Consider the following 12,506-nt stretch of genomic DNA (forward strand, 5'->3'; position numbering starts at 1 on the left):
CCGGTCAGCCATGTTTCGCCGTTTTTGGCAGGCATTTCCCTTGCACCCGGCAGGGTGCCGCGCCATTCTGAAGGTATGACGTCTGCGCATTCCGAGATCGGTCCCCTTGATTTGAATGGCAAACTGCTGGTGGCAATGCCGTCTATGGGGGATTCGCGCTTCGAACGGTCCGTGATCATGCTGTGCGCGCATTCTGAGAAGGGGGCGATGGGGCTGATTCTGAACAAGCCCAGTGCGGATGTCCGCATGAGCGATGTTCTGGACCAGTTGGAAATCCAGCCCTCCAAAAAAGCCGCAGCGATGCCAGTGCATTTTGGCGGACCTGTTGAGACTGGGCGCGGGTTTGTGCTGCATTCAAGCGACTATCAATCGAGCCTTCACACACTCTCGGTGCCCGGGGGCTTTGGGATGACAGCGACCTTGGATATTCTGGAAGAGATTGCCCGGGATCAGGGCCCAAGCCGCGCGATCATGATGCTGGGCTACGCGGGATGGGGACCGGGGCAGCTGGAAAACGAAATTGGACATAACGGTTGGCTTACGGCGGATGCGTCGGCCAATCTGGTGTTCTCAACCTCAGCAAGTGACAAGTGGGTTGAAACGGTCAAGAGCCTGGGCATTGATCCTTTGGGTTTGTCTTCGACGGCGGGGCACGCCTGATCCTTTTGGTGGCGTTGCCAGGGTGGTTGATAGGCTAGCGCGGGGCTGCGGCGCGCGCGAGGCGATCATTGATGGCGCGGCCCAATCCATGATCCGGTATTGGCGCGACCGCTATTGGCAAGCCCTTGGCGTCAAGTTGGTGCAAACTCTCAAAAAGGCGCGCGGCCGCTTCGTGAAGATCAGCATTTTCAGAGAGATTGAGATCGCAGGCCATCGCGCCGAAACCGAGCAAGACTTCCCCGGTGCGTTTCGCCGTAGCGTTCATGCGCAATGGGGCGTTTGGCGCGTAATGTGACGCCAGTTGACCGGGTGCCCTGATGCGTTTGGGGTCACGTGGCGTTTCAGCTTCTGCCAATGCGGTGCCAAGAGCCACTTCGATGATTTCAATGGGCAGCCCACCTGCGCGCAGCAGAACAGGCGCCTCAGCCAGACCGACGATCGTGCTTTCCAGACCCACGAGGCAGGGACCATCATCCAGAATTGCCGATACTTTGTCGCCCAATCCCGCCATCACATGGGCGGCTGTTGTTGGGCTTATGCGCCCGGATGGGTTTGCAGATGGCGCAGCGACCGGCCCCCCAAAAGCCCGCAGCAAAGCTTGCGCCGACTTTTGCGCAGGCACCCTTAGGGCCACTGTGGGCAACCCTGCAGTAACCAGCGACGACAAACCGTGTTCTGGCAGCAAGGGCAGGACCAACGTCAACGGTCCCGGCCAAAAGGCTTGCGCCAACCGGTCGGCTGTGTCTGACCATGCAACATAGGCTTGCGCCGTCGCGACGTCGGGAAGATGCACAATCAACGGATTGAAGCTTGGACGCCCTTTGGCCTCGTAGATTGCCGCGACGGCGCGTCCATTGCGGGCGTCGGCCCCGAGACCATAGACTGTCTCTGTCGGAAACGCGACAAGTTGCCCACTTCCAAGGAGGTCCGCAGCCTTGGCGAAGCCGGCAGGTTCGGGGTGCAGGATTTTGGGCGCTTTCAACTCATCACACTCCGTGACGCCGCGTTTCGATTGCCGGACGCGGCGATGCGGCTCATGTATAAAACGCTAGACCTTTATAGGCTGTGGCCATTATTGCCAAGGTGGCCGATGACCCGGACGGAGACGATTTGATGCCCTTTCATGCGCCAGTGGATGATTTCACCTTTCTGTTTGATCATGTTGTTGATTTTGCCCGGCTGCGTGAGACACAGCAGTTCGAAGATGCGACAGACGATGTAACCCGCGCAATCCTGACGGAAGCCGGAAAACTCTGCGACGAAGTGATGGCGCCTTTACAGCGCCCCGGCGACTTGCATCCGGCGCGGTTGGAAAATGGCGTTGTCCGCACTTCGCCAGGCTATGATACCGGCTGGAAGGCGATCGCCGAAGGCGGCTGGATCGGTATGTCTGCGGATCCTGAATATGGTGGCATGGGGCTGCCGATGACGCTGACCTCGGCGGTCAACGAGATGATGAGCGGTGCGTGCCTGTCGTTGCAGCTGGCACCTTTGATGAGCCAGGGCCAGATTGAGGCGCTGGAGCATCACGCAAGTGACGCCATCAAGGCACTTTATCTGCCGAAACTGATTTCCGGCGAATGGACGGGCACCATGAACCTGACAGAACCGCAGGCGGGATCGGATGTGGGGGCCTTGTCCAGTAAGGCGGTCGACAACGGCGATGGCAGCTATGCGGTCACGGGTCAGAAAATCTACATCAGCTGGGGGGATCATGATCTCGCGGAAAACGTCTGCCATCTGGTGCTGGCACGCTTGCCGGATGCGCCCGCTGGCACGAAAGGCATCAGCCTGTTTCTGGTGCCTAAATTCATCCCCAATGAGGATGGCTCGCTTGGCACGGCAAATGGCGTGAAAGTTGTCAGCCTTGAGCACAAGATGGGTCTGCATGGCTCGCCCACTGCCGTCATGCAATATGATGACGCAACCGGCTGGCTGGTCGGGCCGGAACAGGGCGGAATGGCGGCCATGTTCACCATGATGAACAATGCGCGCCTTGGTGTGGGCGGGCAGGGGATTGGCGTGGCCGAAGCCGCCTGTCAACACGCGGTGCAATACGCGCTTGAACGCAAACAGGGCAGAACCGCGCTGGCCGATGGTACCGGCACAATTCTGGATCACGCCGACGTACGCCGCATGCTAATGACCATGAAGGCGGATGTTTTTGCCGCGCGGGCCATTGCGCTGAGCTGTGCGATGGCCATTGATATGGCGCGTGCAACGGGCAGCGATGACTGGCGCGCCCGTGCCGCTTTGCTGACACCGATTTCAAAGGCGTTCGGCACCGATACGGGCATGGCCACTGCAGAGATGGGCGTGCAGGTGCATGGCGGCATGGGATTCATCGAGGAAACAGGTGCGGCGCAGTTCAGCCGTGATGTGCGTGTCACTGCGATCTACGAAGGCACAAACGGCATTCAGGCGATGGATCTGGTGGCGCGCAAGATGATGGACGGTGGCGAGGCCGCGGCCCGGTTGCTCGATGAGGTTGAAGCGCTTGCCGAAGCGGCGCGTGGTACGTTGCCCGATCTTGCCGAACCGGTCTGGCAGGCCTCCGAAAGCCTGCGCGAAGCGACGGAGTGGCTGAACGCGCAAGCGGATATGAATATCCGTTTCTCTGGCGCTGTGCCCTATTTGCGGGCATTTGCCCGGGTGCTTGGCGGCTATCTGCACCTCAAGGCGGCCCTGGCGGATCAGGGGGGTGCGCGTGAGAAACTGGCACGGTTTTATATCAAACGCCTGTTGCCGGAACACGCAGGGCTTCTGGCCCATGCACAGGCGGGATCCGAAGACCTCTTTGCGCTCAGCGCTGACGAACTGGCCGCCTGATGAAAGATCAATTGCCAGAGGGTCTGCGGTATCCTTGGGACGAGCCTCCCGCAGAAGGGGATGCCATCGAAATAGCACCAGGCGTTCTGTGGATGCGCCTGCCGCTGCCCATGAAACTCGATCACGTCAATATCTATGCGTTGGACGATGGCGACAGTTGGACCGTGATCGACACCGGATTTGCGTCCAAACGGAGCAAGGCGATTTGGCAGACCCTGATGGCAGGCCCTTTGAACGGCAAGCCCATCGGGCGCGTGATTGTCACTCATCACCATCCCGATCATGTGGGTTTGGCGGGATGGTTCCAGACCGCGCATGGGGCCGAACTGGTCGCGACCCGCACCGCGTGGCTGACTGCTCGCATGCTGACGCTTGACGCGCAGGATGTGCCGTCGCGTGAAAACCTCGCGTTTTACCGCAGTGCTGGAATGGATGCCGATATTTACGAAACACGCGCCACGGAACGCCCGTTCAACTTTGCCGATGTCGTGGCCCCGATGCCGCTGGGCTACACCCGCATCGAGCAGGGCGATGTGATCGAGATGGGTGGGCGGCGCTGGGATATTCACATAGGCAACGGTCACGCCCCCGAGCATGCGACCTTCTGGAGCCGGGACGATCATCTGGTGCTGGCGGGCGACCAGATTTTGCCCTCCATCAGTCCCAACATCGGCGTCTATGCCACCGAACCGATGGCCGACCCGATTGCAGACTGGCTGGAGGCCTGCGAACGCCTGTCGACATTGGCGCGGCCTGACCATCTGGTCTTGGGGGGGCACAAACTGCCCTTTACCGGTCTGCCCCTGCGGATGCGCCAATTGATTGACAATCATCATGGGGCTCTGACGCGCCTGCTTGACTACATCGACACGCCCAAAACAGCGGCGGAGTGCTTTGCGCCCCTGTTCAAACGCAAGATTGGGGCGGCGGAATACGGCCTGGCGCTGGTTGAGGCTGTCGCACATTTGAGCCACCTCTATCAGTCGGGTCTTGCCAGCCGGACACGCCGCGCTGATGATGCCTGGGAGTATCAGCGCAAAGGATAGACAATGGGTGACAAGATCGAAACCTCCGCCGAGCTGGCAGAAGCAAACGCTTTGCCACGCCGTCACGAAGTGCATTGTGATCCCGAAACACCTGCGCCGGATGCACCGGAACTACCTCAATCAATTGCCTCCAAACCGACGGCGCAAAAATCGCCGGCGCAATGGGCTTATGAACGTATCATCATCTACCTGAAGAACTTTGAAGAGCAGTTGGATAACGCGCATGAGGTGGCCATGGGTTTCACCGGGGGGGATGCAGGTGTCCTGCGGATCGAAGGGATGGGATACTTCGATCCCGATATCGTGACGTTTTACGGCAGCGATGGCGCGGGTGGCAAAACGCAGCTCATTCAGCATGTGAGCCAGCTCAATGTGATGCTGCGCGCTTTGCCCAAGCCTTCTGAAACCGTCGAAGCGCGCCGGATCGGTTTCCGGCTGGCTCAGGACATCGAAGATAATGCATAGCTGTGGGGCAACCGGTTTCGCGACAGCAGAGTGCCAGGGCATGACCCTCTAACAGAATCATACGCATTTCGCCGCATCCTTTGGCCAAGCGGGTGACATGGCTGGAAGAATCTATTAGGGCTGGTCGAAACATCTTTAGAAGGGCTGCGGAAATGGCAGATCACAAGCACGGTGACATGGAGATCACCACTCAGGAAAAAACCTTTGATGGTTTTATGCGTTTCACCACCAAAAGCGTGATCATTATCATTCTTCTTTTGGTTGGCATGGCGATTTTCATCACCTGAGCTGAACTGGCCCGCGGGGATAAATAATGCGCTTACTGATGATCCTGGCCGCAGCGTCATTGCTGACGGGATGTGCGGTCTCGTCCGTTTTCGAGGCATCGCCGGAAGAAATCGCTGCCAAGGTTTACGTTCCCGAGGGGCCGCCGAAGCTTACGATTTTCACAATGGTGAACAATACGACTGGCAGCGGTGGCCATACGTCCCTGATGGTGAGCGGGTCCCAACAGGTGATCTATGACCCTGCGGGGTCGTTCTTGCACGCTGACGTAGCGGAACGCGGCGACGTGCTCTACGGGATGTCACCGGCCTGGGTACAGGGCTACAAGAGCGCGCATGCGCGCAGCACCTATCATGTTGTGTCCCAGGAAATCATAGTGACGCCCGCGCAGGCCGAACAAGCGCTGCAACTGGTACAATCCAAGGGTGCCGTCCCCGGCGCGTTTTGCGCCAATGCAACCTCCGCGATTTTGAAAGAAATCCCTGGCTTTGAAAATATTTCGGTGACGTTTTTCCCGATCAACCTCATGGAGCAGATTGCACAGCGTCCGGATGTGAAAACCGACAAATACTATGAGAATGACGAGGGCGACGTACGCGACGGGATCGAAGCTGCACAAAGCTGATCGCAAACCCCTAACCTAAGAGATAGAGCGCGCCGAATAGCGTCGCTGCTCCGGATATGATTGCGGCAAGCACGTTCTTGGTTGCAAGACCCACAAGCAGCGTCGCGGAGGCCGCCAACATGCGGGGCAGGTCGGGTTGCCCTCCCGTTGCGGCAGGCCAGACAACAAGCGGCGATACCATCGCCGGCAACATGGCCACGGCAGTATATCGCAAGTGCCGCAGCAACCATTTGGGCATCGGGCGGTCCCCGACGATCCCGAGGAATGCAAAACGTAGAAAGTAACTGCCAAGGCCGAGGCAAATGATGACGGTCCAGAGGGTATTCGGCTCAGTCATTTTCTGCCTTTCGACGCTCTATAATGGCTTCCGCCTGCGCACCAGCGATCATTCCCAAGGCACCCGCAATGATCAGTCCCAGCGAATAGGGTACGCCCGCGGCCAGCAAGCTGACGACGATTGCGACACAGGCGGCGACGACGTGGGCTGCGGTGCGCAGCATGGGCGCGACCATCGCTAAAAAGGTTATGGGCAGTGCAAAATCGAGCGCCCAGCTTTCGGGCACCTGCGTGCCAATTGCTGCGCCGATGAATGTACTGATGTACCATGTCGGCACGATCGGGGTCAGTACACCGAAAAAATAAGCCATCCGCTGAGGCACGGTCATTTGCGGTTCTTTTTCAAATTGTGCAACGGAACAGGCGTAGGATTGGTCGACCGTGAAATACGCCGCAATGGCCCGCTGCCAGAGAGGGGCCGCGCCAATCCAGGGCGTGAGCGATGCCGAATACATCGCAACCCGTAAATTTACCGCGAGTGCAGAGGCCAGGACAATCAGTGTCGGGGCGTTTTCCTGCATCAGTTGCAACGCGGTAAACTGCGCCGCACCAGCGAAGACGACCGCAGAAAAGGCAAGCGTTTCCAGAACGTTGAGGCCCGCTTCCGTCGCCAGCACGCCAAACAGCATCGCAAAAGGCCCGACAACGAGCAAAAATGGGGTGCCGTCGGCTACCCCTTTCCAAAAGGCTGACGCCCTTGTGCGTGTTTTCGGTGTGGTGGAGGACATGAGATGCTTCTAAAGTTACCGCCAAGAGGTAGCTTAGCTTCGAGGGGGATGCAATTGGCCAGGCTCGACGATACCGGCGACTATATCATCGCTCCCGATCCTTCGGCGGCGCGGCTGACCCGTTGCGTGGAGGGCACGGATCACGAAGGTCGGCGTGTCACTACAAATGTCGTCGAAGAACGCCCGTTGACCATCTTCCTCAATGGTCAGGAGATCGTCACGGCCATGACCATCGGGGACTATCCCGATTACCTCGCCCTTGGTTTTCTGCGCAATCAGGGCATGTTGCAGGCCGGGGATGAGATCACCGGCGTCGACTATGATGAAGAGCTGGAAACCGTGGTCGTGCGCACCGCGCGCCAGACGGATTACGAAGAGAAAATGCGCAAGAAAACCCGCACGAGCGGTTGTGCGGTTGGCACTGTTTTTGGTGATATGATGTCCGGACTGGAGGGCGTTCGACTGCCTGCGACGCCTGTGCGTACGTCCTGGCTTTACGCATTGAGTGCCCGGATCAACCGGACCCCATCGCTCTACTTGGAAGCGGGTGCCATTCACGGTACTGTGCTCTGCCATCAGGATAAGCCTTTGGTTTATATGGAAGATGTCGGGCGACACAATGCGGTCGACAAGATCGCCGGATGGATGCTGGCGGAGAATGTCGATGCCGCAGACAAGATCCTTTACACCACCGGGCGTCTGACCTCCGAGATGGTGATCAAAACGGCGATGATGGGCATTCCGGTGCTCGCATCACGCTCCGGCTTCACGGCCTGGGGGGTGGAAATTGCCAAGGAGGTTGGCCTGACGCTGATCGGTCGCATGAAGGGTCAGCGCTTCATGTGTCTTTCGGGAGAAGATCGCCTGACACGCGATGCAAACCCTCGCGAAATTGCGGAAGAGCCTCGCCGCGCCGGGCGCAAGGGGGCGTGATGAAGCAGCCGCTTGGAGTGATTTTGGCCGGTGGGCAGGCCACGCGTATGGGCGGCGGAGACAAGGGGCTGTTGCGTCTCGGCAAGCACTGCCTGCTTGACCACGTCATCGAACGGCTGTCGCCGCAAGTGGCTGGGCTGGCGCTCAATGCAAATGGGGATCCGGCGCGATTTGCCCGTTTTCAGCTACCCGTCTTGCCGGATAGTATTGAAGATTACGCCGGTCCCCTTGCGGGTGTGCTTGCCGGGCTCGATTGGGCGGCGGCGCAAGGTGCGGATACAATTGTGACGGCGGCGGCGGACACGCCGTTTTTTCCGGCCGATCTTGTCCCGCAACTGCTATTGGCGGCCGAGGGAATGACGCAGCCTCTGGTTCTTTCCGCCACGCCGGATGCGGCGCGCGGACGCGTTCGGCATCCGACTTTTGGTCTTTGGCCCGTGGCTCTGCGCGACGATCTGCGCGCGGATTTGCAAGACGGCTTGCGCAAGGTGGTTTTGTGGACGGACGCGCACAACGGTCGCGAAGCCCTGTTCCCGGTGGCTTCAGTTGATCCGTTCTTCAATGTCAACACACCGGATGATCTGGCGCAAGCTGAGGCGTTGCTATGAAAATCTATGGCATTGTCGGGTGGAAGAATGCGGGCAAAACCGGGTTGATGGAGCGTTTGGTCAGTGAGATTTGCAGCCGCGGAATATCGGTATCGACCGTGAAACACGCGCATCACGTTTTTGACGTCGATCATCCTGGGAAGGACAGTTACCGCCATCGGCAGGCAGGTGCTTCCGAGGTGCTTTTGGCATCGCGAAACCGCTTTGCATTGATGCACGAGTTGCGCGGTGCGCCAGAGCCAACGCTCGATGAACTGCTAGATAAACTCAGTCCGGTCGATCTGGTGCTCATCGAAGGATATAAGCGCGACGCGCACAGCAAGATCGAAGCGCACCGTTCAGAAACCGGTAACCCGTTGATTGCGCCAGAGGATCCAACGATCCGAGCTATCGCCAGTGACACCAAGATCAGCATGGATCGACCGGTTTTTGACCTGAACGACACAAGCACAATCGCGGATTTCATTCTGGCCGAGGTGGGCCTGTGACGCTTTTTGACACAATCGTCATGGTTGATTGGTCTGGCGGCAATGACACTGGAAAATCTCCCCGGAAAGATGCGATCTGGGCCTGTGTCGCGCGGGATGGGCGTACCGAGGCCCCTATCTATCTTCGCAACCGAAAGCTTGCCGAAGATTGGCTGGAAGACTTGCTTGCCGCTGAACTTGCTGCCGGGCGGCGGGTGCTGGCCGGGTTTGATTTTCCTTTCGGCTACCCGAAAGGATTTGCCAGCGCGATCACGGGCAAGGAGGATCCGTTCGCCCTTTGGGAATGGCTGGAGCAACGTATCGAGGACACGCCTCAAGCAAACAACCGCTTCGATCTTGCCGGCGAAATCAACCGTCAGTTTGGTGGTCATGGGCCGTTCTGGTTCAATTGCCTCAAACGCGAAATCGAGTGTTTGCCACGCGGGATGCAAGGTTATCAGAACCGTTTTCCTGAAAAACGCGCAGCCGAGGAACGGGCCCTCGGGGCGTTTACCTGCTGGCAGTTGGGCGGGGCCGGTGCGGTTGGCTCACAGGTATTGATGGGCCTGCCGGTTCTGGCCCGTTTGCGGCGCAAGTTCGATGCTGCCGCATGGCCTTTTGAACCGTTGACCAAACCCGTGGCGCTGGTTGAAATCTGGCCGTCCCTGACGCTCGATAGTGGCCCCGAGGGGATGATCAGGGACGCGTGGCAAGTGCGCGAGGTGGCACGCATGGTATCCGCGCTCGATCCCACTGAGCTGGGCGATATCCTGGATGTTTCGGCCCCGGAAGAAGGGTGGATTTTCGGACTAGGCCACGAAGATTTGCTGCGTCAGGCCGCGTTGCGCCCGCCGCGATTGACCAATGATTGCTTTGCGTTGCCGCCCGGCGTGAACTGGACGCCCGTCAAAGAGGCGCTGGCGATGCTGGAACAGCGTCTTTCGCCCGTGACCAGAACAATGAACGTGTCGGTCACTGAGGCTGCGGGGTATGTTTTGGCTGAAAATGTCCTTGCAGAACGGGCGAACCCGCCGCTGCCGAATACCGCTGTGGATGGTTACGGCTTTGCAGGTGGTCGCGATGCGGGTGTGCATCAGCTGCCGCTCGCAAAAGCCAGAGCGGCTGCGGGCGATATGCCCGTCAATTTGCCGGAAGGGACTGCCATACGGGTGCTGACCGGTGCCGCATTGCCCTTGGGTGTCGATACGGTGATCTTGCAGGAGGACGTGACTGTAAACGGCGGTCAGATCGCGTTTCGTGGCCCCGTCAGGCAGGGGGCGAACACGCGGCAGGCGGGCGAAGATGTGGAACAGGGCGCATGCGCTCTCTCCAAGGGGACGCGTGTGGGACCGGCCGAAGCCGCGCTGCTGGCGGCTGTGGGCACAAAACGTGTCAGTGCCTATGAACCTTTGCGCGTCGCTGTCCTGTCGACCGGCGCAGAACTGGTGGAGGCAGGTGATTTTGCCGATCCAGGCCAGATATACGATGCAAATCGTCCGATGCTGTTGGAGATGGTGCGGCAGATGGGTCACCTTCCGGTGGATATTGGGCGTGTGCCCGATGATCGGGAGACACTGCGCAATCGTTTGAACGAGGCTGCCGAGCAAGCTGATCTGATCCTGACCAGCGGTGGCGCTTCGGCAGGCGATGAAGACCACGTCTCGGCACTGTTGACAGAGGCGGGAGCAATGAGCCTTTGGCGGATTGCCGTCAAACCCGGCAGACCGCTCGCGCTGGGAATGTGGTCCGGTGCGCCGGTCTTCGGGTTGCCGGGTAATCCCGTGGCCGCGATGGTCTGCGCGCTCATCTTTGCGCGCCCGGCTATGGCCCGTCTGGCAGGGCAAAACTGGCTGGAACCTCAGGGATTTGACGTGCCTGCCGCATTCACCAAACACAAAAAAGCCGGGCGTAGCGAATTTTTGCGAGCCCGAATGCGGGATGGCCGTGTTGAGATTTTCGCCTCCGAAGGGTCGGGCCGCATTTCCGGGTTGAGTTGGGCAGATGGATTGGTTGAACTGCCACCGGAAGCGGCCGAAATCAAACCTGGCAGCATGGTGCGCTACATTCCGTTCAGCAGCTTTGGGCTAAGATGAGTTTTCTCGGGCCAAACAAACCTCAGAGATCGTAGCGAACCCGGGAAACTGCAGCCTTTGGTGGTTGATGGCGCGATCCGATTTGGATGACCGTTCCTTGGTTTTATGTATTTGATCTCATCGCGCGACACGGGTTGGTTCAGGAGTGCTTCAGTGATGAGAACATGGTGGTGAGCAACGGACCCGATTTGATGTTTGGTCGCCACAGGCAAGACGCTTGAATGAGCTTCGCTGGCATTGGCGATCATTCGGGCGCGTCGATTTGCTTGGCGTAACTGGCTGAAAGATATCAGTTTCTAATTTTGCAAAGAGCAGCAACTTGATTTGCAAAATTGCGCATCGTCCAAAAATGACGAAGATTATCCAACCTTGCGAGCTGGGTTCCGATGCTAGTCAAAGGTTCCTGCAACGCGACCCAGCAACATGAACGCCCGCGCGGTGCGGGTCTCGGCCAGGGCTGAGATTTCGCTGTCCGTTGCCGTCCTTTCGAAATCGGCAAAGGTTCTGTCAAACCGCCGTAGAAAATGATGGGCTGCATCGCGAAATATCGGATCCTGCTTCATACGCCCGGCCGTCAGGGCAAGAGAAGATCGGTCCCGCACCCCGCCGAGCGCTGCAATGGGGCGTCCGCGTGCGCCCTGTCCAAACTGCCGCCAAACCTCGGGACGCGCGCGATCCGGTCGCAGGTCATCCATGTAGATGCCATCCTGGCTGAGCAGCGTCAGTACGTCCTGAGAGGCTTGAACTAGTTGCGCGGCGGATCGGTCCTTGAGGGCGCGGCGCAAAGCTGAAAAGCCGGCTTCGTCCTCTGCGGTTTCCGGAAAGTTCAGCGCCCGGACAAAGTCTTCAACCGCAAGGGGGGGCGCCATATCTTCAGCGGAGGTGCCCAAGGCAAGTGCTGGCTGATCATCCGGCTGTGGGACAGATTTTGTTTGCACAGGTGGCGTTGCGGGGCGATCCGCCTCCCGTCGCGACGCGAATGTCGCAACGGTGGTTTCGGTCTTCCGCGTCGCCGCGGCAATCTCGTCGAGTTTTCGTGCGACCGAAGCGGGCTCCGGCCCGACCACACCGCTTTGGCTTTGAGCAATATAGGTCTGGCGAATGGCATCTATGGAGGCCTGCAATCGCTGGCTTTCTTCTCGCATCACGCGATTGGACCGTGCCGCCGTCGCGGCAACCCAGATCATGCCAACCGGCATGAACACCGTCAGCATCGTCATCAAAAACCGCACGCCGTCCAGATTTTCACTCAGATCATTCGGCAGAACCACGAAAAAGATCACTGCGCCCAGCAACCAGATGCAGGAGAGCGCTGTTGCCGCCATTTCAATGACAGTGACCCCTTCCGTTTTGGGGCGGTCATAAATCCCCAGCGGTGTCGGGCGCGCGCGCGCTTCGGTCGTCTCGGTGGTTTCAGCTGTGTCAGTCATG

At 59.0% G+C, this 12,506-nt stretch carries 14 protein-coding genes; 10 read left to right on the plus strand and 4 right to left on the minus strand.

Annotated features, from left to right (window positions below; translation table 11 throughout):
- The first annotated feature begins 75 nt into the window (after window positions 1–75).
- A complete protein-coding gene (locus Q0802_RS17285; RefSeq protein WP_298920834.1) occupies window positions 76–660 on the plus strand; it encodes a YqgE/AlgH family protein in 585 nt (194 codons plus the stop codon).
- Window positions 661–694: 34 nt separating this feature from the next.
- Here the strand turns inward: Q0802_RS17285 and Q0802_RS17290 are convergent, their stop codons facing one another.
- The gene (locus tag Q0802_RS17290) at window positions 695–1,642 is read right to left on the minus strand and encodes an L-threonylcarbamoyladenylate synthase (protein ID WP_298920586.1); all 948 of its coding nucleotides are present in this window, start codon (window positions 1,640–1,642) and stop codon (window positions 695–697) included.
- A 131-nt stretch (window positions 1,643–1,773) separates the two neighbouring features.
- Here Q0802_RS17290 and Q0802_RS17295 point away from each other — a divergent pair, with 131 nt between their 5' ends.
- The 5 genes from Q0802_RS17295 (at window position 1,774) to Q0802_RS17315 (ending at window position 5,910) form a co-directional block, all read left to right on the plus strand.
- Window positions 1,774–3,489: an acyl-CoA dehydrogenase gene (locus tag Q0802_RS17295; RefSeq protein ID WP_298920588.1), complete on the plus strand. Its 1,716-nt coding sequence runs from the start codon at window positions 1,774–1,776 to the stop codon at window positions 3,487–3,489.
- Window positions 3,489–4,535: an MBL fold metallo-hydrolase gene (locus Q0802_RS17300; RefSeq protein WP_298920590.1), complete on the plus strand. Its 1,047-nt coding sequence runs from the start codon at window positions 3,489–3,491 to the stop codon at window positions 4,533–4,535. Before Q0802_RS17295 ends, Q0802_RS17300 begins: the two co-directional genes overlap by 1 nt.
- 3 nt (window positions 4,536–4,538) lie before the next feature.
- Window positions 4,539–5,000, plus strand: a complete 462-nt coding sequence (locus tag Q0802_RS17305) for a DUF6173 family protein (protein WP_298920591.1) — start codon at window positions 4,539–4,541, stop codon at window positions 4,998–5,000.
- A 152-nt stretch (window positions 5,001–5,152) separates the two neighbouring features.
- Window positions 5,153–5,287: an aa3-type cytochrome c oxidase subunit IV gene (locus Q0802_RS17310; RefSeq protein WP_298920835.1), complete on the plus strand. Its 135-nt coding sequence runs from the start codon at window positions 5,153–5,155 to the stop codon at window positions 5,285–5,287.
- Window positions 5,288–5,313: 26 nt separating this feature from the next.
- Complete coding sequence (locus tag Q0802_RS17315) at window positions 5,314–5,910, plus strand: hypothetical protein (RefSeq protein WP_298920593.1); 597 nt, start codon at window positions 5,314–5,316, stop codon at window positions 5,908–5,910.
- A 10-nt stretch (window positions 5,911–5,920) separates the two neighbouring features.
- Here the strand turns inward: Q0802_RS17315 and Q0802_RS17320 are convergent, their stop codons facing one another.
- Both Q0802_RS17320 and Q0802_RS17325 read right to left on the minus strand, forming a co-directional pair.
- Window positions 5,921–6,247, minus strand: a complete 327-nt coding sequence (locus tag Q0802_RS17320; protein WP_298920595.1) for an AzlD domain-containing protein — start codon at window positions 6,245–6,247, stop codon at window positions 5,921–5,923.
- Window positions 6,240–6,974 (minus strand): AzlC family ABC transporter permease, encoded by a 735-nt coding sequence (locus Q0802_RS17325; RefSeq protein ID WP_298920597.1) that lies wholly within the window; start codon window positions 6,972–6,974, stop codon window positions 6,240–6,242. The genes Q0802_RS17320 and Q0802_RS17325 overlap by 8 nt, the downstream gene beginning before the upstream one ends.
- 48 nt (window positions 6,975–7,022) lie before the next feature.
- On the opposite strand from Q0802_RS17325, the gene fdhD reads away from it, so the two are divergent.
- The 4 genes from fdhD to glp are packed head-to-tail and all read left to right on the plus strand — an operon-like array spanning window position 7,023 to window position 11,075.
- Window positions 7,023–7,907, plus strand: coding sequence for a formate dehydrogenase accessory sulfurtransferase FdhD (fdhD, locus tag Q0802_RS17330; RefSeq protein WP_298920599.1), 885 nt, complete (start codon window positions 7,023–7,025; stop codon window positions 7,905–7,907).
- Window positions 7,907–8,515 carry a molybdenum cofactor guanylyltransferase MobA gene (mobA, locus tag Q0802_RS17335; RefSeq protein ID WP_298920601.1) on the plus strand — a complete coding sequence of 203 codons (609 nt, stop codon included), beginning with the start codon at window positions 7,907–7,909 and terminating at the stop codon, window positions 8,513–8,515. The genes fdhD and mobA overlap by 1 nt, the downstream gene beginning before the upstream one ends.
- The gene (gene mobB, locus Q0802_RS17340) at window positions 8,512–9,003 is read left to right on the plus strand and encodes a molybdopterin-guanine dinucleotide biosynthesis protein B (RefSeq protein ID WP_298920602.1); all 492 of its coding nucleotides are present in this window, start codon (window positions 8,512–8,514) and stop codon (window positions 9,001–9,003) included. The genes mobA and mobB overlap by 4 nt, the downstream gene beginning before the upstream one ends.
- Window positions 9,004–9,023: 20 nt before the next feature.
- Window positions 9,024–11,075, plus strand: a complete 2,052-nt coding sequence (glp, locus tag Q0802_RS17345; protein WP_298920837.1) for a gephyrin-like molybdotransferase Glp — start codon at window positions 9,024–9,026, stop codon at window positions 11,073–11,075.
- A gap of 389 nt (window positions 11,076–11,464) precedes the next feature.
- On the opposite strand, the gene Q0802_RS17350 is transcribed toward glp, so the two are convergent.
- Window positions 11,465–12,505 (minus strand): hypothetical protein, encoded by a 1,041-nt coding sequence (locus Q0802_RS17350; RefSeq protein WP_298920604.1) that lies wholly within the window; start codon window positions 12,503–12,505, stop codon window positions 11,465–11,467.
- Window position 12,506 lies beyond the last annotated feature (1 nt).

This window comes from uncultured Roseobacter sp. (assembly GCF_947495275.1).
Taxonomy (GTDB): domain Bacteria; phylum Pseudomonadota; class Alphaproteobacteria; order Rhodobacterales; family Rhodobacteraceae; genus Roseobacter.